The 26,854-nt window shown below is 50.9% G+C and carries 1 protein-coding gene; it reads left to right on the top strand.

From position 1 onward, the window contains the following. Window positions 1-26,814 (top strand): DUF5776 domain-containing protein, encoded by a 26,814-nt coding sequence (locus tag ACSYTE_RS01955; RefSeq protein WP_491717042.1) that lies wholly within the window; start codon window positions 1-3, stop codon window positions 26,812-26,814. Window positions 26,815-26,854: the final 40 nt, after the last annotated feature.

Below are 26,854 nucleotides of genomic sequence, written 5' to 3' on the forward strand. Positions count from 1 at the left end.
ATGCTTTATAATAAGTTCAAATTCAATAAAGTGAATGATAAAAAAGTTCTCCGTAAAGTAAAAAAGCAGTGGGTAGTTGTTTCATTATCCATGCTTGCTTTACTTGGTGGAGGATCAGTATTTGAACATTCCGTGTCTGCTCATGCAGATACAACCAGCGCTAACGCTAATGTCAGTGCGACTACTAGTGGTACATATGGTAGTGATGATAGTTCAAACGTAGCCACGTCTAGTGCTACAAATTCTTCTGCAGATAATAGTTCTACTGCTAGCCAAACTAGTGCAAGTAGTACAGCTGATAGCACTAGTGCTAGTTCAGATGCTAAATCGACGACTAGTTCCAGTGCGGATGCTAGTCAGACAAGTAGCTCTAGCAGTACTAATTCAAGTTCATCTTCAAACAGTGAAGATGCTAGCTCAGCAGTTAGTGCTGGTTTTTCTGCTGCATCTTCAGCTGCAAAAGCTCATACTTCAGTGCCAAGTAGCGCTGATTCTAATTTTAACAAGGGTGTTTCTGAATACAATTCTTCAGTAGCTGCTGCATCATCATCATCTGATGCCAAGAGCAGTGCTGCTAAGTCTGGTAGTTCTGCTAATCAATCCAGTAGCGATGACGGTTTAAGTGATCGGAATGGAACTGATGGCGATAGTAATGGCGATTCTGATGATTCTAGCGCAGCTAGCTCAGCATTTAGTGCTGGCTTTTCAGCTGCATCTGTAGCTGCGAAGGAAGGCAAGAGTGCTTCTGATACTTCAGACGCTAATTACAATAGCGGAATTGCTAGCTTTGCATCTTCAGCTTCTAGTGCCTTTAGTGCTGGGGTTGCCGCTGCCGAATCAGCTGCAAAGGCTGGGAAAACGGTTTCCAGTTCTGACGATACTTACTTTAATAGTGGGGTTGCTAGCTACGCCTCATCTGCATCCGCAGCTAGTTCATCCGCATTTAGTGCTGGGTACTCAGCTGCTGCTTCCGCAGCTGCTAATGGTAGTACCGCTGATAGCAGTTCAGACGATGCATACAATAGTGGAATTGCTAGTTACCAATCCTCCGCATTTAGCGCTGGATTTGCTGCTGGTTCATCCGCCCAAGCTGCTGGAACGTACGTTTCCAACAGTAGCGACCCTTACTTTGAAAGTGGGGTTGATAGCTTTAATAACTCCTATTCATCTTCAGCATCCAGTGCATTTAGTGCTGGGGTCTCTGCAGCTGCTTCAGCACAATCCGCTGGGACGTCTGTTGCTAGCTCTAGTGATTCCTACTTTGAAAGTGGGGTTCAAAGCTATACGGCCTCTGCATCCAGCGCATTTAGTGCTGGGGTCTCCGCAGCCGCATCAGCACAATCCGCTGGGACTTCCGTTGCCAGCAGCTCTGATGCTAACTTCAATAGTGGGGTTACCAGTTACGTTAATTCATATAATTCAGTTGCTTACAGTATTGGTTACTCCGATGCTTATTCAGCAGCTTCTAATGGATCATCGTTTGCCACTTCTAACACGAACTCCAACTACAAGAGTGGGGTTAGTTCCGCCCAAAGCGCATACTCTGCTTATAGCTCTGCCTTTACCAGTGGACTATCAGCAGCATCTTCCGCTGCGTTCGCTGGGACCAGTGTCAGCGCCCAAAGCGTCAGTGGCTTCTCAGATGGGGTCCAAGCTTATTACGCCGCTAATGCTGGGGCAGTAGCCGCTTGGAACTCATTGCATCCAGATGATCTGAAGTCCGCTGATTCAGCTGGCACGTTCAATTCAAGCAATGCATTCTACGTCCAAGGTTACAATGCGACCATCGATGCTTACAATACTTATAGTAGCTTAAACTCCGGTGTCGGGACCCAGTCTGGCTCCGCAATTTATGGTTCTGGTGGAGTTGGTCAACAAACCAGCGTTACTAGTGGATCTGTAAACAAGTCCAAGGCTGCCCAAGTGGTTAATTCACCTAGTGATAGTGCTGAAGCTACTTCTGGTAACAACGTAACTTCCGGAACTGCTGGTAATATTGTGGGAACCGGAATTAATACCGCAGCTCCTACCCAAGCATTAGCCTACAACTATGCGATCGACTACTTCTTAAGTCGGCAGGGGACTTATGATGCCGCTAATGGTCGTTGGAACGGAGCAACTGCAAGTACCGGGGCCTACACGGTCTTGGATACGACTAAGAACACTAATAATCCATATATCCAAGCCTACAACGGGGCTCAAGCTGCCATTAACAACGAACAAACTGGTAGTTTTACTGCGGTTACTAATTTAACGACCGCCCAAAAGCAATCCCTAAGTCAAAATTACCAATACGGTTACAACTACGTCGCTAACTTGGTAAATAGCCAAAGCGTCTTCTTTGTCACCTATAACACGTCTAACGCAAACATCACTAACTTCTTCTCTGGGACCTTTGGTTCTGGGACCCATGAACTGCGGTTTACGTCAGACTATAATGCTAATTCTGCTGATACCACTGCTACGCTAAATGGGACCAGTGCCGATGTTATCGTTAATGGTGCTAACCATACCGTTGATATGCAAAAGTGGCACTACAATCCATATAACTTGAAGAGTTTGACGATTGAAAACATGTACAAGATGTACGGTTATAACATTTATGGGCCAATTAACCTATGGAACTCAACTTCTGGTAGTTTGACCTACCGTAACGTTAACTACGAAGGATCACAATTATTCTACGGGACTAGCTTACCAAACCTCTATATTGATGGTGGTGTTAGTGCAATTAGTGAAGGTAGTTATACTAGTGCCTTTAACGTTGGCTTTGCCACTCAAAACAATAATCAACAAAACATTCAAGTTACCAACATGGAATTACTCCCTAATTCCTATTACTATGGTCAAACTGAAAAGGGGAACAACATTGAATTAGGTGGAAACCTGGTCTTAGACCAAGGTTCTAACATGTACCTGGTTCCTCGTGGTTCTGGTGGTGAAAATGCCGGATCCGGTGGGGACCGTGGATTGGTCGTTAATGGTAACGTTACCATTAACCAAAACGCTAATTTAACTTCCGTTCCTGGCGATAACCAAGCTGACGCCCTAGTTGTTAACCGTGGTGGGACTGTTAACATCAATGGTGGGTCCATGAACTCCATTTATAACTACAACCCAACCGATTCGAACCCAACCTGGATTCAAGGTAGTGTGAACGTGCAAAATGGTGGTCAAATCACTGCCCACGCTACTAATGGGATGACTAACTTCGGTGGGGACCTCTTTACCATTTCCAATGGTGGTACCTTAACCGTTCAAAACCGTGGGAGTTTCCAAATTTATTCTGACGGTACCAACACTAACGGTAACCTAACTTTACTTAACAACTCCGGGACCGTTACCATCAATAACCCTGGTAAAGATACGATCTTAAGTAAGCGGGGGTTAAATAACGATACCTCATCTACCAGTGCCGGGAAGTTCTTTAACACCGCCCCAATCAATGCTTATTCCGTCTTGGGTCAAGTTGATAGCCAAAAGGATTCCACTCCTCAATACCTGGTTCAAATTAACGGGAATAGTGGGAACGTTATTAAGGTCTACAACCAAAATGGGCAAACTGTTCAAGATCCAACCATTAGTAGCTTTGATAACAACAATTCCGGCTTCTTGGCCTTTAGAGCCATCCCAACCGTTTACATCAACGGGAACGCCGCTCTATCACAGAACTCAAGTGCAACCTCTAAGTACAACATTAATGCGAACCTTCAATTGACGAACATTAACAGTACCGATGGGTATGTTTACGTGCGGGTTCAAACCAACGGGACCGATGAAAAGCCAGCAACTGGTGATAATGCATCTAACGCCACGACCAATAGTAGTGGGATGCTGACTGATCCTGACCAAGCCGTTGGGAACGGGCAAGATTCCGACTATCGGAACGCCTACACCACCGCCATCCCAGTAACTGCATTCACTAAGACCGGTGATGGGACTTACACTTACAATTATGCCCACCCAATCAACGCAGTTTCCGCTGCGCCAACCGACGTGATCGTAACTGCGCAATACCAAGTTACTAACAATAGTGTTGAAATTAAGAATAATGGTAGCAATACCGTTATTACCAACGTTACGCATAACCCGGCTGCTGCGCCAGTCCAAAATAATTCTAATACCGTCAGTGGGAAGATTACCGATAACGTGATCGTTCCTGATAGTACCGGAACTTACAATAGCTCTGCGCAATCAGCTAATTCGTCCGCCGCTTCATACGCAAGTAACGCTGCGAACGTTTCTAACGTGGCCACTTCTTACTCAAGTGTGGCTTCATCCGCTTCGTCTGTAGTGAATGATTACAATAGTTCAGCCCGTTCATTAGCAAACGACAGAAATACCATGAGCCGTGACAATAGCTACGCCTCTGCCGTTATTTCCGCATCGAGTGCCATTAGTTCATACAGTGCTGACGCTAAGAGTCAATCATCAATTGCTAGTTCCGCTAGTTCCGCAGTTAGCGTTGCGATTTCGAACGCCCTTGCTCAATCCAAGGCCGCTTCTTCCTACGCTGCTGCTGCATCGAATGCCATTACGCAATTTAGTAGTGCCGCTAGCCTAACGCCACAATCATCAGTAGCCAGTGCACAAACTTCGATCAACAACGCTGCCTCGACTGCCGCATCGAATGCGCAATCTGCTGCTTCCGCTGCGTTATCATACTCAGCTGCAGTAACTTCGATCAATGCTGATGGGGTGAAGGCCGCTTCCCAAGCGGTTGCCGATGAACAATCCGCTGCCATCCAAGGCTTCGTATTGAACTCATTCTCCGCTAGTTTAGCAGCTTCTAACACCGGTTCGATCGCAAAAAATGCTGATTCATTAGCTGCCAAGGCTAGTTCAGAAAATGATCAAATCACTACTAACAGTAAACAAACTGCTTCCGATGTTTCTAGCGTAAACAGTATTGCTAGCGTTTACCCATCCAATGCTGATATTCAAAGCGCCCAATCAGCCGCTAGTTCTGCAGCTTCACTAATGAGCTCCGCTTCTTCAGTTGGTTCATCAGCAAACAGTGTTGCTCAATTCGCTAAGAGTACAGTAGATAATGCGATTACGAGTGCTAAGAACGCATTTACTAATGCTAGTTCGTATGCTTCAGATGCCCAAAGCTACGCTACTTTAGCCCAAAGCTACGCTAGTTCTGGCGACTTAACTGACGCCCAAACTGCATTGTCTAATGCTGTTATCGCAAGTTCTAATGCCACAACTGCTCGGGCTAGTTTACAATCATATAATTCAGTTGCTTCTGGAGCCGCTAATACCGTTTCATCAGCCGAATCGGTTGTTTATGCTAACTTGAAGTCCGCTAGTGTTTACGCAAGTAGTGCTGCTGACGCCGCATCGAGTGCTAATTCGATTGCCACTAGCATTGCTAACAGTACTGGAAACAGTGCTTCTTCCAACGCTGCCAATGCATCGAAGGCCGCTTCGACTGCTGCGAGCGGGGCTTCTAACGGCTCTTCTGACGCATCGAACGCTGCTTCGCGTGCTAACTCAACTAGTGCTGATGCATCGGGTGCTGCAACTAACAACCAAGCTGCTAATAGTGCTGCCCAAGCCGCTAATGGCGCTAATAGCCAAGCCCAATCCATGGCTGCTAAGAATTCTGGCAATAGTTCCGTGACCAGCGCCGCTGCAGTGGTGAGCTCTGCTGCCAAAGTGGCTAGTGATGCCGCTAGTGATGCTAACAGTGCCAATACCTCTGCCCAAGCTGCTAAGAGTAGCGCTGACGCTGCATCCACAGCTGCATCTACTGCTAATTCTATCGCTAGTTCTGCTAACCAGGCGGCCTCTTCCGCTTCTGCTGCCGCTAGTTCTGCTGCTGCAAAGGGTGATCAAGCTGGTGCGGCCAGTGCTGCTGCCTCCGCTGCCTCCGCTGCCCAAGTGGCTAGTGATGCGGCAAATAGTGCTAATAATGCCAACTCATCAGCCGAAGCTGCATCGACCGCTGCTTCCAATGCTAGTTCAGCCGCAGCCAGTGCTAACAGTGCTGCCCAATCTGCCAACAACGCTGCCCAATCTGCCAACAGCATTATTAACAGCATTGCCGGTGGGGCCCAAAGTGCTGCCAACCAAGCTGCTAGTTATGCTAGTCAGGCCTCTAACGATGCTAGTGCAGCTGGTCAATCTGCTACTAACAGTAATAATGGTGCCGATAGTGCTTCATCTGTTGCTTCTAAGGCTTCTTCTGAAGCCAGTGCCACTTCAAGTGCTGCTAAGGATTCAATGGGTTCAGTTACTTCTGCCCAAAATGCAATCAATAGCTTAAATAGTGATGCCTCTGGCAACCCAACCGTAAATAGTGCTGCCGGTACGATCTCCAGTGCTGCTTCGACTGCTAACTCTGCATCTGGTGATGCCACTGACGCATCGAGTGCTGCTAACTCAGCAAGTGCTGCTGCTAGTTCACACGCATCTGACGCTAATTCGTTCGCGAGTGCCGCAAGTGCTCAAGCATCAGCTGCTTCAGCCGCTGCATCCGCAGCCGCTAGTGCTGCTAGTGCTGGGAACACTGATGCTGCTAAGTCGGCCGACTCAGATGCTGCTTCAGCCGCAGCCGAAGCCGCTACCCTTAATTCTTCCGCTGAATCTGCTCGTTCTGCTGCTGAAAATGAAGCTTCACAAGCCGTTTCGGCTAATTCTAAGGCCTCAAGTGCCTCTGCAGTAATTGAAAGTGCTGCTAAAGATGCCGCTAGCGCTGCTTCCGCTGCTAGTGCTGCGGTCGTTACCTCTAACGATAATAGCGCTGCTAATAGTGCTGCTAAGGCTGCTTCAATTGCTGCATCAAAGGCAGACGATGCTGCATCAAATGCCTCCAGTGGTGCCGATAGCGTTGCCTCTGCAACCAGCAAGTACTCTAGTGAAGCCAGTGCAGCATCGAGTGCTGCTAAGGACTCTATGGGTTCAGTTACTTCTGCCCAAAGTGCAATCAACAGCTTGAACAGTAGTTACTCCAGTAACCCAACCGTAAGTAGTGCTGCTGGGACCATTTCCAGTGCTGCATCCACTGCTGCCCAAGCATCCAGTGATGCCACTGATGCTTCCAGTGCCGCTAATTCAGCTAGTTCTGCCGCTAGTTCGTACGCATCCACTGCCAATTCCGCTGCCAGTGCTGCTAACCAGGAATCTTCAATTGCCTCCTCAGCTTCGGTAGCTGCTAGTTCCGCTGCCGCTAATGGTGACACCAGTGCTGCTAGTTCTGCTGCCTCTGTAGCTAAGGATGCACAATCCAGTGCTGAGTCTTACCAAAGCGCTGCTGAAGATGCAAGTAAGGCTGCTGATGCTCAAGCCACCGCCGGTTCAAATGCCGCATCTAAGGCTGCTAGTGCATCTAGTGCTATTTCAAATGCCGCCGATGCCGCATCTAAGGCTGCCGCTAGTGCTGAATCCGCTGCCAGTGCTGCTGATGCTAACAGTAAGACCAACGGTGATGCTAGCACGGCTGCTGCTAATGCAGATAAGGCCGCAAGTATTGCTTCGAGTGCCGCTAGTGGTTCGGCTGAGGGATCTTCCGATGCCTCCAACGCCGCTTCACACGCTAACTCAGTGAGCGTCGTGGCATCTAGTGCTGCCAACAACAATTCACAAACCGCTCAAAGTGCTACATCCGCAAATTCATATTCAAGTGCTGTTAAGTCATTAGCATCTAATGATCCAAGTAATGCGGTAATTTCCAGTGCTAACAGCGTGGTTAGTTCTGCTGCATCCACGGCAAATTCAGCATCGAACGATGCATGGAATGCTAACTCTGCTGCTCAATCAGCCAAGAGTCGGGCGGATAAGGATAGCTCCGCCGCTTCGGTCGCTAATTCAGTTGCAAGTTCTGCCGCATCCGTTGCGCGTTCAGCATCGACCGCTGCTAGTGAAGCCGCTAACTCCGGAGACTCATCAGCTGCTTCTGCCGCCGTTAAATCTGCTCAAGATGCCGCTTCCACGGCCTCATCTGCTGCTTCAGATGCATCAAACGCCAACGCTGATGCCTCATCTGCTGCCTCAGACGCTAATTCCGCTTCCGCTAAGGCTGCAACCGCTTCTTCAGTGGCATCGAGTGCTAACGATGCTGCTGCTGCCGCTGCTAGTGATGCATTCTCAGCTGCCAATGCCGGTTATGCTTCCGCAGCCCAAAGTGCTGCTGACAAGGCTAAGGCCGATAGTTCTGCTGCCGATGGTGCCAACGGTTCCGCTGCTAATAATGGGACTGATGCTTCACTCAAGTCCAGCCAAGCTAGCGTTTCGTCTAACCAAGCCAGTGATGCTGCGCAAACTGCTAGTTCAGCTACCAGCTTCGTTAACAGCTTGAACAGTAATAACAGTGCCAACCCAGTTGTTTCTAGCGCTTCCGTAGTCGTATCCAGTGCGAACTCCGTTGCGCAATCTGCATCTGTTGACGCCACAAGTGCATCTAGTGATGCTTCCAGTGCTAAGTCCGCAGCTGATAGTGCCACTGCTTCGGCTGCTAAGGCTTCGACCGCTGCTTCCAACGCTGCTTCGGCTGCCCAATCGTACGCTAATGCTGCTAAGAGTGCCGATCCAGCTTCCGCATCCAGCATTGCTAGCCAGGCTGCTTCCGCTGCTTCTGATGCTGATTCAGCATTATCCAGTGCCAATGCCGCTTCTAACGCTGCCAACTCCGCTGCTCAAAAAGCCACCAGTGCCGCTCAACGGGCTGCTTCTGATCAAGCCGTAGCCTCCAGTGCTGCCCAAGTTGCTTCTAACGCTGCTGCCCAAGCATCCAGTGCGATTGCATCCGGAATTTCCAGTGCCAACAGCACCGTTAGTTCCGCCGGTTCGGTAGTCCCATCTGCATCCAGCACCGCTGCGAGTGCCGCTAAGGACGCTAACGACGATAGTTCTGCAACTAATGCAGACTCATCACAAGCCAGTGCCCTGAGCTCCGCTACTAGCTCTGCCGCTAATAGTGCTGACATCGATGGTCAAGATGCTGCTTCAATCGCATCTGCCAACCCAAGCAACGCTTCGATTGCATCCGCTGCGAGCCAAGCCCAAAGTGCTGCTAGCGTTGCCAAGTCTGCTGCCAGTGACGCGAACTCAGCTTCACAGGACGCATCAAGTGCATCCGTGACCGCATCGAGTGCTAACTCCGTGGCATCCAGTGCTAACGCTGACGTTAGTTCCGCTAACAACGACTACTCATCAGCCTCCGCCGCTGAATCATCAGCTGCTAAGGCTAACGATAGTTCCGCTGCTTCCAGTGCCGCCAGTGCTGCTTCATCCGCCGCTGCGCGGGCTAAGTCCGGTGCCGACACCGCCAGTTCAGCTGCTTCCCAAGCCGACGCTGCTAAGTCAGCAGGGGATTCCGCCGTTGCCAAGGCTTCCAGTGCCAACAGCGTTGCTAATTCAGCTGCTGGGGTTGCTAGTTCTGCAGATAACACTGCTAACTCCCTCAACAGTTCCAACTCCGCTGACGCATCTAGCGCCGCCAGTGCCGGAAACAGCACTGCCGCTAGTGCCGTTAGCTTCACCAGCTCAGCATCCAGCACCACTGCGCCATTAGCTAGTTCCGCTAGTGTCAATGCCGCTAGTGTTGATAGCTATGCTAAGGTGGCCAGTGACGCTAATAGTGGGGCCGCAAGTTCCACCAGCCTCGCTAATAGTGGCACTGCTCAAATTAATAGTTATGCTTCTCAATACCCAGCCAACTCTGCGATCTCCAGTGACGCAAGTGTAGCTAGCTCCGCTAACTCAGTTGCTAACTCGGCCAACAGTGTGGCTTCCAGTGCCAACAGCGTTGCTCAAGCCGCTAAGTCTGCTGCTGACAATGCATCCAGTGATGCTAGTCAACAGAACTCAGTTGCTAAGTCCGCTGCTTCAACTGCTCTTTCTGCATCCAGTGCTGCTTCCTCAGCTTACGCTGCCGGCAACACTAAGGACGGGGACAAGTACGCTCGGCAAGCTAGCCAAGCTGCTACTGACGCTAGTTCCGCTACCGTCCAAGCATTATCAAACGCTTCCGTAGCTAGCTCCGCCGTTGCGACTGCTTCTGATGCTGCTTCAACCGCTACTTCCGCATCTAGCGTTGCCTCCAGTGCTGCTGGTGACGTTGCCAAGGCATTATCAAATGCCAATAGCGTTGCCGGGGGTGCCAACAGCGCCGCTAACGGGGCTGCCAGTGATGCCGCTAAGGCTTCCAGTGCTGCTTCCGTAGCTAGTTCCCAATCAGCCGTTACTAGTGGTCAAGCTAGTGCAACTAGTAGTGACTCCGTTGTTACCAGCTCTGCTGCAAGCGTGGCTTCGAACGCCAAGGCTGGTGTCGACAGTGCTTCGGCTGCTGTTTCACAAGCTAGTTCCATCGCTTCACAAGCTGGTCAACCAGACTCATCGATTGCTTCCGATGCAGCCGTAGTTAGTTCCGCATCTGACGTTGCTTCCAGTGCCAACTCAGTGGCTAGTTCCGAAAACGATGTGGCTTCATCCGCTAAGGCTTCTGCTGACGATGACAACAGTAAGGCCAATGCTGCCGACTCCGTAGCATCCGCTGCTAAGGATGCCGCTTCATCCGCTGCCTCCGTTGCATCCGACGCTGCTGCCAAGGGTGATCCATCGACCGCTGCTTCAGCTAGTGCGGTTGCTTCACAACAAGCCAGCACCGCTGTTTCAGCTGCTAGCGATGCTAGTTCCGCACGCTCCAACGCTGATAGTGCATCGAGTGCTGCATCCAGTGCCGCTAGTGCTGCTAAGTCCGCCGCTTCGGTTGCTCAATCAGCCAGCCAGGCTGCTAGTCAAGCTGCTTCCGATGCTCAATCCAGAGCTGCGAACGTGGACTCCGCTAACACTTCGTTGAACCCAGACCGGGCTTCCAACGCCGCTGCTAACGCCGCCGTTCACTCCAACAATGCCGGTAGTTACGCATCCGTTGCATCATCCGCTAACAATGGAGCCCAAACACAAAGCAGTCAGGCCAGCGATTCCACTAGTCAAACTAGTTCCGCTGCCTCCGCTGTTGCATCAATTGCGAGTGCTCATTCTGACAATTCAGCGCTTTCCAACGTGAACACCGCTGCGACCCAGGCGAGCCAAGCTGCATCATCTGCTAACAACGATGCTTCAGTTGCTGCTAACCAAGCCAGTGCTGCTAAGGATTCTGCTCTTGCTGCATCGACTGCTGCAAGCAAGGCCGTAGATTCCGCTAACGCTGCTAACTCTGCTGCTCAATCAGCTAAGAGTGCGCAACCTTACGACTCCAGTGCTGCTAGTTCGGCTGCCGATGCTGCTGCATCCGCTAACGCCGTGGCTTCCAGTGCCGAAGCTAATGCATCACAAGCTGCTGATTCAGCAACTTCTGCTTCCAACCGGGCTGCTACCGATTCATCGATTGCTAGTTCCGCTGCCATCGCTGCTAAGTCAGCACAAGACGCAGCGACTGCCATCAGTGATGCGATCGTAAACGCAAACTCAGTTGCTAGTTCTGCTAGTGTCGCTGCTTCTAGCGCCGCTTCAGACGTTAAACCACTTCCTAGCACCGCTTCGTCACGGGCAACTTCAATTAGTGCTTTGGCATCCAGTGTTTCCAGTGCCTACACTTCCGCTAGTGCAACCGCTAGCGCTGCTGCTTCCAATGCTGCAAATGCCCAATCATTAGCGAGTGCAAACCCAGCTAACTCAGGCATCAACTCTGCGGCTTCGATTGCCAACAGTGAAGCTGCCAACGCTTCTGCTGCCAGTGCTGCTGCCTCCGTGGCTAACGCTACGATTCAATCAGCTAAGAGCACCGCTGCTTCAGCATCATCAACGATTTCGAGTGCCAACTCTGCTGCTGATTCGGCTGCTTCTGCCGCTTCACTAGCTAGTGTGGCTGCTTCATCCGCTGCTGCTGGTGGTGATCCATCCGCTGCCTTTAGCCAAGCTAGCGTGGCTAGTTCTGAAGCCGAAGTGGCTAAGAAGGCTGATGCTGCTGCTAAGGCTGCTGACTCTGATGGTTCAGCCGCAGAATCTGCTGCTACTTCCGCTTCTGCAGCCTTTAACTCTGCTTCTTCAGCATTAGATTCGGCAGCAACTAAGATTTCAAGTGCTAATAGTGATGCCAACTCAATTGCTGGGAACCAATACGCATCTGCTGCACAAAGCGCTGCTGATAAGGCCAAGGCTGATAGTGTGGCTGCCGATGGTGCCAACGCCTCCGCTGCAAACAACGGGACCGATGCTTCATTGAAGTCCAGTCAAGCTAGCGTTTCATCCAGTCAAGCCAGTGACTCGACTTCCTTAGTTAACTCAGCTGCTTCCGCTGTTAACAGCTTGAATAGCTTGAACAGCAACAACCCAGTTGTCGCTTCCGCTAGTTCAGTTGTCGCTTCCGCAAGCTCAGTTGCTAACTCCGCATCCTCCGATGCGACCCAGGCTTCTTCTGATGCTAATAGTGCTAAGGCCGCTGCCGATAGTGCGACCGCCAGTGCTTCGCAAGCATCTACCGCCGCATCTGAAGCTGCTTCGAAGGCGACTTCATATGCTTCAGCTGCGAAAAGTGCTACTGGCCCATCCGCTTCCGCTCTGGCCAGTCAAGCTGCCAGCGCTGCCTCCGATGCTGACACTGCATTATCCAGTGCCAACGTTGCTTCTAACGCTGCCAACTCCGCTGCCCAAAAGGCTACCAGTGCCGCATTGCGGGCTGCCAGTGATGCTGCCTTAGCATCCAACGCTGCCAACGATGCTACTAACGCCGCCAACCAAGCCTCCAGTGCGATTGCTTCCGGAATTTCCAGTGCTAACAGTGTGGTTAGTTCCGCTGGATCGACCGTTTCATCCGCTGTTGCTACTGGTTCCAGTGCCGCTAGCGTTGCTAACTCCGCAAGTAATGCCACTAACCAAGATTCAGCCACCGCTAACTCGGCTAACTCACTTGCTAGTTCGGCTGCTAACAATGCCAACTTGGACGCCCAAGATGCTGCTTCAATCGCTTCAGCCAACCCAGGCAATTCATCAATCGCTTCGGCTGCTAGCCAAGCCGCTTCTGCTGCCAAGGTCGCTAGTTCTGCTGCCAACACCACCAGTGCTGCTTCCCAAGTTGCATCCAGCGCATCCAGTGTTGCCAGCTCCGCTGCTAACCTGGTATCCAGTGCTAACAACGACATCAGTTCTGCTAACAGTGACTACGCTTCCGCATCCGCCGTTGAAGCTTCCGCTGCCAAGGACAGTAACAGCGCCTTAGCATCCAGTGCTGCCAGTGCTGCTGCTTCCGCCGCTGCTCGGGCTAAGGCTGGTGCTGATACCGCTAGTTCTGCTGCTGCCGTTGCTTCCTCCGCTGCCGTTGATGGAAGTAGTGCTGCTGATAAGGCATCCAGTGCCGCTGCCGTAGCTAGTGCTGCTAACTCGACTGCCAACGCCGCCGACAGTGCTGCCAACTCAATGAACAGTGCTGCCCCAACTGATAATTCAGATGCTGCTAACTCCGGAAACAGCATCGCATCATCTGCTGCCTCCGCTGCTAGTTCGAACGCCAGTGCTATCTCACCATTTACGAGTCAAACCAGTGCTGATGCATCCAACGCTGATAGCTATGCTAAGGTCGCAAGTGATGCTAATACCGGGGCCGGTAGTTCAACCAGCATTGCCAATAGTGCCGCCAGTGCCGTTAGCAGCTATGCTTCACAATTCCCAAGTAACGCCGTGATCAGTAGTGCTAACAGCGTGGCTAGTTCCGCTAACTCAGTTGTGAACTCCGCTGACTCTGATGCTTCCAGTGCCAACAGCGTGGCTGCCAATGCGAAGTCGGTTGCCGATGCTGCATCTAATGATGCCAGCCTCCAAAACTCCGTTGCTTCATCCGCTGCCGCTGCTGCTAGCCTCGCCAAGAGCCAAGCTTCATCCGCTTACGCTGCCGGAAGTACCACCGCTGGTGATCGTTACGCACGGCAAGCTAGCCAAGCCGCAACCGACGCTAGTTCGGCTGCTGCCAAGGCCCAATCCGATGCTGCTAACGCTAACTCAGCCGTTTCGAACGCATCGAACGCTGCAAACACCGCATCTTCTGCTTCCGTGGTTGCATCCAACGCTGCTAAGCAAGTAACCAGCGCTTACAGTGATGCTTCCAACGCTGCTGGTTCTGCCGCTGGCTTCGTCAACGGGGCCGACAGTGATGCTAAGAAGGCATCCAGTGCCGCATCCGTTGCTAGTTCGAACGCTTCGGCTGCCAACGTTGCGCCTGGCGTTTCCAGCGCTTCTTCAGTAATCAACTCAGCATCCAGTGCCGCTGGTTCATTCAGCGCTGCTACTAGTGCCAACCAGGCTGCCATCTCCGCAGCTAGTTCCGCTGCTGCTGCTGTCGGTCAACCAAGCAACGCCCAAATCGCGAGCGATGCTGCCGTTGTTTCATCTGCTGCCGTGGTTGCTAGTTCCGCTAGTGGGACTGTTTCAAGTGCTAGTTCAGCATTCAAATCCGCTAGTGACGACGCTAGTTCCGCAATGAGTGCTGCTCAAGCCGCAACCAACGCCGGAAGTGCTGCTGCATCCGCTGCACGTTCAGCTGCTAACGATGCATCCAGTGCTGCTGCCAAGGGTGACAACTCCGCTGCTGCTTCTGCAAGCGTGGTTGCTTCTCAACAAGCTTCCTCCGCTGTGGACGCATCCAACGCCGCTGTTGATGCTCGTTCCAAGGCCGCTAGTGCTTCTGCAGTTGCTTCCAAGGCCGCTGCTGATGCTGCATCCGCTGCCGCTGATGGGGCTTCCGCTACCGCGAAGGGGAGTGCTGCCGCTGCCGATGCTCAATCACAAGCTGCGAACTTGAACCCATCTGATCCAACACCAAATGCAAACCGAGCTTCCGCCGCTGCTAGTGCTGCCGTTTCAAATGCGGCTGTCGTTTCCAGCTACGCTCCAATCGCATCTGCTGCTGACGATGGCGTTAAGACGACGCAACCACAAGCCAGTGTTTCTGGGAGTGTTGCTAGTTCCGCAACTGGGGTTGTGAACTCAATTGCTTCACAATACCCAACCAATCCAACGATTTCGGCTGCATCAGTGACTGCAAGCAACGCAAACGCTGCTGCTAGTTCCGCTGCTAACGATGCCGTGATTGCTTCTCAACAAGCCAGCGACGCAAATAGCCAAGCTGCTTCTGCCGATGTCGTTGCCAAGGGGCAAGCTTCTACTGCCAGCGCCTTGAGTGCTCAAGCGAAATCACTTGCTAGTGCGCAACCATTTGATTCATCCGCATCCAGCGCCTTAGCTAGCGTTGCCAGTGCCGCTGAATCAGCTAACTCAGCTGCCAGTGCTGCACAAAGCAATGCTTCGGTTGCCGCTAGTTCCGCTCAATCAGCATCCGAACGGGCTGCCATTGATTCATCATTGGCTAGTTCCGCTGCTCAAGTTGCACAAAACGCCGAAAGTGCTGCTAACAGTGCCAGTGCTGCATTATCCAGTGCTAGCGCCACCGCTAGTTCCGCTGCACCGGCTGCTTCATCCGCTGCTTCCGAAGCAACTAGTTATGCTAGTGGCGAACCAAACGGTCCAAGCGACGCTAATAACGCCGCTTCTCACGCCACTTCTGTGAGCGTCATCGCTTCTAGCGTGGCCAGTGCTTACAGTAACGCTAGTTCGGTTGCTACTTCCGCTAGTGAGGCTGCATCTAGTGCCCAAGCGGTTGCCAGTGACAATCCAAATGATTCTGAATTACAATCAGCCGTTTCAATTGCCAACCAATACGCATCGAACGCCTCCGCTGCTAGCTCTGCTGCTTCGCTCGCCAACTCCGCTGTTCAATCAGCTAAGAGTCGTGCCGACGTAGCATCCAGCACCGCATCCAGTGCCAACGCTGCTGCTAACTCCGCTGCCTCTGCCGCTAAGTTAGCCAGTGAAGCTACTTCTAACGCCGTTGCTAATGGTGATCAATCGACCGCCACTAGCCAAGCCGTCGTTGCTAGTCAACAGGCTTCGATCGCCGCTAGTGAAGCTGCCGTTGCTAAGTCAGCAAATGATGATGGTTCGGTTGCTGCCGGCCAAGCTTCAACTGCTGCTTCTAACTACGACTCAGCTAGTGCTGCATTGAGTTCCGCTGCAACCTCATTGTCCAGTGCAATGAACAGCGTTGCTTCACTCGCCAACAACGGGTACGCATCCGCTGCTTCTGATGCCGCTGCTCGTGCTAAGGCTGATAGTGTAGCTGCCGAAGGGGCCAACGCATCCGCTGCTAACAACGGGACCGACGCTTCATTGAAGTCTAGCCAAGCTAGCGTTTCATCCAGTCAAGCCAGTGATGAAACCAGCGCCGTTAATTCCGCTGCTTCATATGTAAACAGTTTGAACAGTCTTAATAGTAATGACCCAGTTGTTACTTCTGCTAGTTCTGTGGTTGCATCCGCAAGCTCCGTTGCTAACTCAGCATCCGCTGATGCAACGATTGCTTCCTCAGCTGCCAACAGTGCCAAGGCCGCTGCCGATGCTGCGACCGCCAGTGCGACCCAAGCATCATCTGCCGCATCTGTTGCAGCTTCCAAGGCCACTTCATATGCCTCAGCTGCCCAAAGTGCGACTGGCCCAGCTGCTTCAACGCTTGCTAGTCAAGCTAAGTCAGCTGCTTCCGATGCCGATGCCGCATTGACCAGTGCCAACGTGGCTTCCGATGCTGCTAACTCGGCTGCGCAAAACGCAACCAGTGCCGCATTGCGGGCTGCTTCTGATCAATCATTAGCATCTAATGCTGCGCGGGATGCCACTAACGCCGCTAACCAAGCTTCAAGTGCAATCTCCGCTGGAATCTCCAGTGCCGATAGTGTGGTTAGCTCCGCTGGTTCAACTGTTTCATCAGCCGTTGCCACTGGTTCCAGTGCTGCTGGAGTTACGAACTCCGCCAGTGCTGCCACTAGTCAAGACTCAGTTCAAACTAGTTCTGCTAGCTCAACCGCTAGTTCCGCAGCTAACAATGCTGCCTTAGATGCTCAAGATGCCGCTGCAATTGCGTCTGCTAACCCAACCAATTCATCGATCGCATCTGCTGCTACTCAGGCATCATCAGCTGCTAGCGTTGCTAACTCCGCATCCAGCGTAGCTAGTTCCGCTTCTCAAACCGCATCTAGTGCATCGAGTGTTGCCAGCTCTGCTGCCACCGTTGTATCTAGTGCTAATAACGATATTAGTTCCGCTAATAGTGACTACAACTCCGCATCAGTTGTTGAAGCATCCGCTGCAAAGGCAAGCAATAGTGCATTAGCATCTAGTGCTGCCAGCGCCGCTGCTTCCGCTGCTGCTAGAGCTAAGTCAGGTGCAGCCCTTGCTAGTCAAGCCGCTGCTGCCGCTTCATCCGCTGCTGTTGATGGTTCCAACGCCGTCGTTGCTGGTAACAGTGCTGCTATTGCTGCGCAATCCGCTGCCGTAGTTGCATCCAACGCCGATAGCGCTGCCAATGCCATGAACAGTGCTAAGCCATCAGATACTTCATCGGCCGCTAGTGCTGGTAACAGTATCGCATCCAGTGCCGCTAGTGCTGCTAATTCTGCAACTAGTGTGACTGACCCAACCGTCAGTGCCACGAGTGCAGACGCATCCAATGCTGATAGTTACGCTAAGGTTGCTAGTGATGCTAACACAGGGGCAGGAAGTTCCACGAGCTTCGCTAACAGTGCTACTAGTGCCGTTAACAGTCTCGCTTCCCAATACCCAACCAACACCGTGATCAGCAGTGCCAACAGTGTTGCTAACTCTGCAAATTCCGTTGTAAACTCCGCTGATTCCGATGCCGCTAGTGCCAACAGTTCTGCTGCCAACGCTAAGTCGGTTGCTGATTCTGCTGCCAACGACGCAAGCAAGCAAAACTCAATTGCTAACTCGGCTGCTTCGACTGCTAACGCTGCCAAGAGTGCTGCTTCCTCCGCATATGCTGCTGGAAGTACCACTGCTGGTGACCGTTACGCACGGCAAGCAAGTCAAGCTGCAACTGACGCTAGTTCCGCTGCGACCCAGGCTCAATCAGATGTTACCAACGCTAGTTCCGCCGTGGTTGCCGCATCCAATGCCGCATCCGTTGCTGCTTCTGCTTCGGTAGTTGCATCTAGTGCTGCTAAACAAGTTGCCAGTGCTTACGATGATGCTTCCAACGCTGCTCAATCAGCAGGGGGCTTCATCAACGGTGCTGATAGTGATGCTAAGAAGGCTTCGAGTGCCGCTTCAGTTGCTAGTTCCAATGCTTCTGCTGCTAACGTTACACCTGGCATCTCTAGTGCTTCATCAGTCGTAAGTTCAGCATCCAGTGCTGCTAACTCGTTCAGTGCTGCTACCGATGCGAACTCGGCTGCCATTTCATTGGCTAGTTCCGCTGCTTCTGCTGCGGGTCAACCAAATGATCCTAAGATCTCAAGTGCTGCCAGCGTTGCTTCATCCGCTGCCGTAGTTGCTAGTTCCGCTAGTGCTACTGTTTCCAGTGCTAACTCAACGTTTAACTCTGCTAGTTCAGATGCAAGCGCTGCAATGAGTGCTGCTAACACCGCTAGTGATGCTGCCAACGCCGCTGCTTCGGCTGCTCGTTCCGCTGCCAACGCCGCATCGAGTGCTGCTGCCACTGGAAATAACTCCGCTGCCGAATCTGCCAGCGTGGTTGCTTCACAACAAGCATCCAGTGCCGTTGACGCATCCAACGCTGCCGTTTCTGCTCGTTCGAAGGCAACTAGTGCTTCGGTCGTTGCTTCTCAAGCCGCTGCTGATGCTGCTTCTGCTGCATCAGCTGGAACTTCAGCTACTGCTGCTGGTAGTTCCGCTGCTAACGATGCCCAATCCGAAGCTGCGAACTTGAACCCAGCTGACCCAACACCAAACTCCAACCGTGCTAAATCAGCTGCAAGCAATGCTGCATCGAATGCTGCCGCAACTAGCGACTACGCATCGATCGCATCATCAGCACAAAGTGGGGCGGTTCCAACCACTTCACAAGCTAGCGTCTCTGGAAGCGTAGCTAGTTCTGCTACTAGCGTCGTTAACTCGATCGCTTCGAAGTACCCAAGCAATGCTGCCATCTCAGCTGCTTCTAACGCTGCTAGCGTTGCCAACAACGCCGCTAGTTCAGCTGCTAAGGATGCTTCAATCGCATCTGATCAAGCCGATGCTGCTAAGGCATCTGCTGAATCAGCATCAAGCGTTGCTGCTTCCGCTGCTGCTAAGGCTACCGAAGCTTCTAAGGCCGCTGCGAGTGCTGCTAGTGCTAACCCATTTGATTCTTCCGCTTCTTCAGCATTATCCAGTGCTGCTGATGCTGCTCAATCAGCTAATTCGGTTGCATCTGCTGCCCAAAGCAACGCTTCAGTTGCTGCCAGTTCAGCTCAATCAGCATCGACTCGGGCTGCTATCGATTCATCATTAGCTAGTTCCGCTGCTGCTGCTGCCAAGGCTGCTCAAGACAATGCCGTTGCTGCTAGTCAAGCCCTAGATGTAGCTTCTAGTGCTGCTTTGATCGCACCAGACGCTGGCAAGTACGTAAGTGCCGCCAGTGTTGCCAATAGTGATGCCGCTCCAGCTGCTACTTCTGCTAGTGACAATGCATCAAATGCCGTTGCTAGTGCATCTGCAACTGCTCCTGACACCGCTGCATTGAGTTCTATGAACTCAACTGTTTCTAGCATCGCTTCTGTCAACCCAACTGATTCTGGGGTTGCCAGTGCTGCGAGCGTGGTTGCTTCTTATGCTAATGATGGTTCCGCTGCTTCTGCTGCTGGTTCCCAAGCCGCATCTAATGCAATCGTAGCTAACTCAAATGCGAGTGTTAATGCTAGCTCTGCTGCTGCTCAATACTCCGCAGCCGTTGTTGCGTCTGCTGCTGCTAAGTCCTACGCTGCTGCTGCAAATAGCTTCGCCCAAAGTGGTGATAGTTCCAATGCAGCCCTTAATTCGAGCTTAGCTAGTTCCGCTGTTAACGCCGCTTCTCAAGCTGCCGTTGACGGATCATCATATGCCAACGCTGCCGTTAGTTATGCTCAACAAGCAACGACACAATCACAAAGTGCTGCTAGTGCTAAGACAGCAACCCAATCAGCTGCCAATGCTGCTAATAAGGTTCAAGTGAGCCTAGTTGATTCAATTGCTGCTGCTAATAGTGCTGCTTCTAGTGAGGCCAGTTCAGCTCAACCAGTTGCAGCTAGTGCTTCCGTTGTTGCTAGTCAAGCCGCTTCAGGTGCAAATGTAAGTAGCAAGAATGCCGATGGTAGTTCATCCGTTGCTAGTTCTGCTAACGATGCCGCTTCAACTGCTGCATCGAATGCTTCAGATGCTAACAGTCGGGCTGCCAGTGCTGCATCTGCTAACCCTAAGGATTCATCAATTGCTAGCGATGCTGCAAAGGCTTCTGCTGCAAACTCCGTTGCCCAAAGTGCTGCCTCTGCTGCTACTCAAGCATCTAGTGATGCATGGGCTGCATCAAGCGCTGCTTCTAGTGCCAACGATACTGCTTCATCAGCAAACTCTGCTACTGATAGCTTCTCAGCCGTAGCTTCTAATGAAGCAAGCGCTGCTTACCAAGCATCTTCTGCTGGTAACGTTTCGGCTGCTAAGTCACATGCTGACGCCGCATCTAAGGCTGCTGCTGATGCTGCTGCTCAAGCTGCAATTGCAAGTGCTGCTTCCGATGCTGCATCTAAGGCCGCTGCTGATGGATCTGCTGCTGCCAGTCGAGCTACTAGTGCTCAATCGGCTGCTGAAAGTGCTGCTAAGGATGCTTCTGATGCAGGTAGTTTTGCCTCATCAGCAGTTTCATCCAATGCCACTGATTCATCCAACGGTAACAGCGTTGCTTCAAGTGCTAATAGCATCGCTCCAACATTTGCTAGTGGTGCTTCTGCAAGTGCTTCGAATGCCAATGCTGATGCTCAACAAGCATCTAAGTACGCTAGTGAAGCTAGTTCTGCAACCAGTGGGGTTAATAACACTTCCGCTGCTGTAAGTAACCTAGCATCATCTGCTAGCTCAGTTGCTGCCGCTAACCCAAGTAACACGGCAATTGCTTCTGCTGCTGCGAAGGTTAGTTCCGCAAACGTAGTGGTATCAAGCGCTGCATCCGATGCCGCTATCGCTAATTCACAAGCTCAATCAGCAAAGGCTGCTGCTAACGATGCTAACAACACCGCTAGTGTGCAAAATTCATTAGCTCAAAAGGCTGCTGCTCAAGCTAATGCTGCTAGTTCTGCTGCTTCATCTGCTTACGCTGCTAATGATTACGCTGCTGGAAACTCATTGGCAAGTACCGCTGTTCAAGCTGCTTCCAACGCTGCTACGGCCAGTGTTAACGCTTCATCTGCTGCTGATGCTGTGAAGTCTGCTACCGATCTTGCTTCTAGTGCTGATTCACGGGCATTGTCCGATTCAGCCGTTGCTTCAAAGGCTGCTGACGATGCTAACAGTGCTGCTAGTGATTTGAACAGTGCCGTTGACAAGCAAAGTGCACAAACTAGTGAAGCTTCATCAATTGCTAGTTCAGCTACTAACGCTAACAGTGCTGCTTCAGATGCAAATGCCAACGCCAGCGATCACAGTGCTGCTACTTCTAGTGTCAATAGTGCTACTACTTCAGTTGCTAATAAGGCATCTAATGCTGCTTCAGAAGCTAGTTCTTATGCTAATGATGCCAGTGCTGCATCCAGCATTGCATCCTCAGTAGCTGCTGCCGAAAACGATACTGATCCAGCTACGAGCTCTGCGTTGACTAGCGATTCATCGATCGCTTCATCAGCTGCGAGTGTAGCCAGCTCTGCTAACAACGCCGCTAGTGCTGCTAAGGATTCAGCTGCTAAGGCAAATGAAATTGCTAGTGCTGCTGCTAACACCGCATCTGCTGCTCGGTCAAACGCTGATTCAGCTGCTAGTGTTGCCGTTAGCTACGCAAGTCAAGCTTCATCTGCTGCTGTGCATGGTGATAGCTCCGCTGCCGATAGTTACAATAGTCAAGCTAAGGCTGCTGCTGATAGTGCTAGTGCCCAAAACTCAAGTGCGCAAGCTGCTGATAGTACTGCTGCTAGTGCAAACTCAGCTGTTTCCAATGCAGCTCAAAGTGCTGATGCTGCCTCATCTGCTGCTAGCGTAGCTAATTCGACTGCATCATCTGCTGCATCTGATGCAGAATCAAGAGCTGCTAGTTATGATGCTAACCAAAGTAAGAAGCGGGCTTCCAATGCTGACTCTACTACCGATAGTTACGCCGGTACGATTGCTAGTGATGGTTCAGTAGTATCAAGTGCATCATCTGTTACGAGCCAAGCTTCAGTTGCTACCAGCCAAGCTTCCTCAAATGCTAGTGATGCTGCTAGTGCAACGAGTTCATATGCTAGTGCAAACCCTAACAACTCATTGATCGTGAGTGCTAACTCCACTGCCCAATCCGCTTCTGCTGTTGCTTCCGCAGCTTCTTCAGATGCTTCCGTTGCAAACAGCATTGCGGTAAGTGCTTCTGGAACCGTTAGTTCTGCTTCTTCAGTTACTGCAGCTGCTCAAACAGCCGCTTCTGCTGCTTACGATAAGGCTTCATCCGCAGCTTCCGTTGCTGCCGATTCAAACGTAAGTCCTGAATCACGTGCGGCTGCTCGTTCAACAGCAGCTGATGCCGCTAACAGTGCTGCTGCCCAAGCTAAGATTGCATCTAGTGCTGCTGCTGACGCTGATAACGCTGCCAATGCAGCTGCGAATGCTGCTAGTCGGGCTAGTCGTGATCAATCGATTGCCAACACTGCTGCTAGTCAAGCTGCTGATGCTAAGAATGCTGCCGCTAGTGCAGTTGCTGCTGGTACTCAGAACAAGACCAATGCTGACTCAGCTGCCAATGCCGCTTCTACAGCCAGCGAGACCGCCAGTTCCGCAGCTAGTGGGGCAACTGCTGATGCAACGTTAGCTTCTAAGTATGCTAGTCAAGCTAGTGACTCAACTAGCGAAGCTACTAAGGATAACGCTACGATTTCTGATGCTGCTGCTGAGGCAAACAGTTATGCTGTTACCCACCCATCAAATGCGATCGTTTCATCCGCAGCTTCCGTTGCTACTTCGGCTTCAGTCGTTGCTAGTTCCGCTACTTCTGATGCTGTAGTTGCTAATTCACAAGCTCAATCAGCTAAGAGTGCTGCTAGCGCTGCTGCTTCCTCTGCTAACTCAGTTGCATTTGTTGCAAGCAATGCTAATACTGCTGCTCAATCTGCTGCTGTTGCTGCTAAGAGTTATGCTAACGATGGTAATAATTCCGCTGCTGCTAGTGCCAATATCATTGCTTCGATGCAAGCTTCAATTGCAACTTCTGCCGCATCTGCTGCTGTTGTTGCTAGTCAAACCGCATCGACAGCTGTTCAATCAGCTGCTAGTGCATCCGTAAGAGCATCCAACGATGCTGCTGCTGTTAAGGCTGCTCAAGTCACTGTTGATGCTGCCAAGGCTGCTGCTAAGTCAGCTGCCGATGCAGGTGATCAAGGTTCAACGAGCGCTAATGCTTCATCATCAGCTGCTTCAAACGCTAATTCGGCTGCTGCTAAAGCAACCAGTGGTGCCAATAATGATGCTGCTTTGGCTTCTAAGTATGCAAGTCAAGCTAGTGATTCCAACAGTGAAGCTGCTAGTGCTAACTCTGTCGTTTCAAATGCTGCTGCTGATGCTACTAGTTATGCTTCGACCCACCCATCAAATGCGGTTGTTTCATCAGCTGCTTCAGTCGTTGTTTCTGCTTCGGTAGTTGTTAGTTCAGCTGCATCTGATGCTGCGATTGCAAATGATCAAGCTCAATCGGCTAAATCAGCTGCTTCAACTGCAGCCTCAGTTGCAAACGATGCTAGTTCAGTTGCTAGTGAAGCTAACACCGCAGCTTCTACTGCAGCTTCAACTGCCAAGAGCTATGCTGATGCTGGAAATGCTGAATCAGCTGCGAGTGCCAATGTAGTTGCATCTAATGCTGCTGCTAAGGCATCTACTGCTGCATCAAATGCCGTAGTTGCTAGTCAAACTGCATCCACTGCTGTTCAATCAGCTGAAAGTGCCTCAGTAAGAGCAGCTTCCGATGCTGCCGTTGCCAAGGCTGCTGAAACTGTAGCTAAGTCTGCTAGTGAAGTTGCTAAGTCAGCTGCTGATGCTGGTGATCAAGGTTCAACGAGTGCTAACACAGCTTCTAACGCTGCTGCTAATGACAGTTCGACTGCATCAAGCGCTGCTAGCGGTGCTAATAATGATGCTGCTTTAGCTTCTAAGTACGCTAGTCAAGCTAGTGATTCTACCAGTCAAGCTGCTTCAAACAATGCCGTCGTTTCGTCAACGGCTACTAACATCAGTAGTCTTGCTTCTACGCACCCAACGAACCCATTGATCAGCTCTGCTGCAGTTGCTGTTAAATCAGCTGCCGTAGTTGCTAGCTCAGCTGCCTCCGATGCCGTAATTGCTAACTCAGATGCTCAATCTGCTAAGTCAGTTGCATCTGCTGCTGCAGAAGCTGCTAACAATGCTAGTTCAAACGCTAGCGTAGCATCATTTGCTGCTTCGACTGCTGCTGCAATTGCTAGAAGTTACGCAAATACTGGTAACCCTGTCTCCGCTGCTAGTGCTAACGTAGTTGCTTCAGAAGCTGCTGCTAAGGCATCTGTAGCTGCTTCAAATGCTGTCGTTGCTAGTCAAACTGCATCCACTGCTGTTCAATCAGCTGCTAGTGCATCTGTAAGAGCAGCTTCCGATGCTGCTGCTGTTCAATCAGCTGCTACGATTGCAAATGCTGCTAGCGCAGCTGCTGCATCAGCTGCTGCTGCCCAAAGTGCTGCTGTTCAAGCTGCATCAGCTGCAATCAACAGTGCCTCTGCGCAAAGTGCTGCTGCCTCTGCACAAGCTAATAGTGCAAACAGTGCCAATGCGTTTGTTAGTGCGAATGCAAACTCAGTGAATGCTACGACTTCACTAGTTCAATCAGCAAGCAGTGTTGCTCAATCAGCTGCCCAAGCTTCAACGAGCATGGCTGCCTTAGCACCACAAAACAACAGCGCTCAAACGTATGCAAGCATTGCGGTTTCCGCTAATACGGTTGCTGCATCTGCTGCTGTAGTTGCTAATAACGCAAGCGTTGCTGTACAAAGTGCTAATAGTATTGCTGCTTCAGCTAATGCACAAGCTTCTGCTGCCAACGTTAATGCTATCTCTGCTGCTGCAACGGCTGCCTCATATGCAGTTGCTGCTGCTAGTGCAGCTGCTATTGGTGATAACAGTGCAGTTAGCTCACTTAACACATTAGTTAACTCCGCTAATGCTGCGGCTGTTAGTTATAACAACCAGGCATCTGCTGCCAATGCTAGTGCCCAAGCTGCTGCTTCTGTCGTGGCTAGTGCCCAAATCGTGAATGCATCTGCTGCTTCCGTTGTATACTCTGCTGCATCTGCTGCACAAGCTGCTGAATCAGTTGTTTACGCTGTAACGCATCTATCTAATAATGCGAGTCAATATGCATCCAATGCATCCTTCGCCGTTAATAGTGTTGCGCAAAACTACGGTTACGTTAGTGCCGCCGTTAACTTAGCAAATAGCTACTCAGTGGCTGCTAGTTCAAGTACGTCAATGACATCACTACCAACTAGCTCTGCTCAACAAGCCGCAAACGAAGCCCTCAGCTTAGCTTCTCAATACTCTGGGAATGTCAGCGTGGCTAGTTACGCTGCCGTTGCAAGTTCAGCTGCGACGACGATCACCTCAGCATCAGCCGATGCCGTGATTGCTAATAGTCAGGCTAGTTCCGCTACGGTAGTTGCTAATTCCGCTGCTTCAGTTGCTGCATCTGCTGCTAACGCTGCTAATGCTGCTGCTGCAACTGCTAACTCAGCAAACGCTGCTGCATCATTAGCATATGCTCGTGGTGATGCTGCTGCTGGTAGCAGTTACGCTGCTGTTGCATCTGCTGCTGCTGATAGTGCTAACAATGCCGTTGCACAAGTTGCTACTGCGAACTCCTTGGTTGCTTCCGCTACTTCTGCTGCTAGTTCTGCTGCATCCCGTGCTGCAAGTGATTATCAAACCATCATTCTTGCTGCTAAGGTCATCTTTGGTGCTCATGACTCTGCTGTTTCTGCAGCTGCAGTTGACTACTACGATGAAGGAATTACCGATGCGAAGAGCGAATACAAGAAGGATCCAGAGTATGCAAGTCAACCAACTTATCAAGGTGCTTATGACGGTTACCGTGATGGTTACAATAATAAGACTGCCAAGTCAGACTTCACGGGTATGGATGCCGCATACCAAGCTGATTATGCTAAGGCATATCAAGAAGGGCATGATGCATACCTTAAGGAAGTTGCTGCTGGTAAGGCTGCTGCTAAGAAGGCATCGTTCTACGCTGAAGAATCCTTAGCTGGTGAATCTACTGGATACAAGTATGGATACGTTCAAGCATTCAATGCGAAGTTGAAGAAGCATCCACTATATATTTACAACAGTAAGGGGCTTTACGTTCACACTAAGGCAACCTTTGGTGAGGGTGAAAACGTCAAGGGTTACTCTAAGAAGCCACAAAACAAGATCAGTGAATTCAAGATTACTAGAATTGCACTTTCTAAGAGTGGTCTCGTTCGTTACTATGTAAAGAGTCACCTAACTAATACCGGCGTTAAGGGTTACTTGACTGCTAACCGCAACTTCATTGTCAACGCTTACTACCGTAAGGGTGAAATGACTGCTGCTGGTTCTAAGACGGTTAAGGTAATCAATAGCAAGGGTATCCGTGTTCACAGTAACAAGACCTTTAGCTCTAATAGTGGTAAGTATTACAAGCAAGGTAAGAAATTGCATGTTGACCGGGTCGTTAAATACAAGGGCTTGACTCGTTTCTACATTGGAAACGGCAAGTACATCACAAGTAATAAGAAATTTGTGAAATTTGTTTAATCCTGCGTCATAATTAAAAACTCCATGAATTCAGATTTAA

The sequence above is a fragment of the Nicoliella sp. ESL1120 genome (genome assembly GCF_058508515.1).

Excerpts from the sequence above, each read along its gene's own strand:
- ACSYTE_RS01955 (WP_491717042.1), top strand. The coding sequence starts at position 1 with ATGCTTTATAATAAGTTCAAATTCAATAAAGTGAATGATAAAAAAGTT.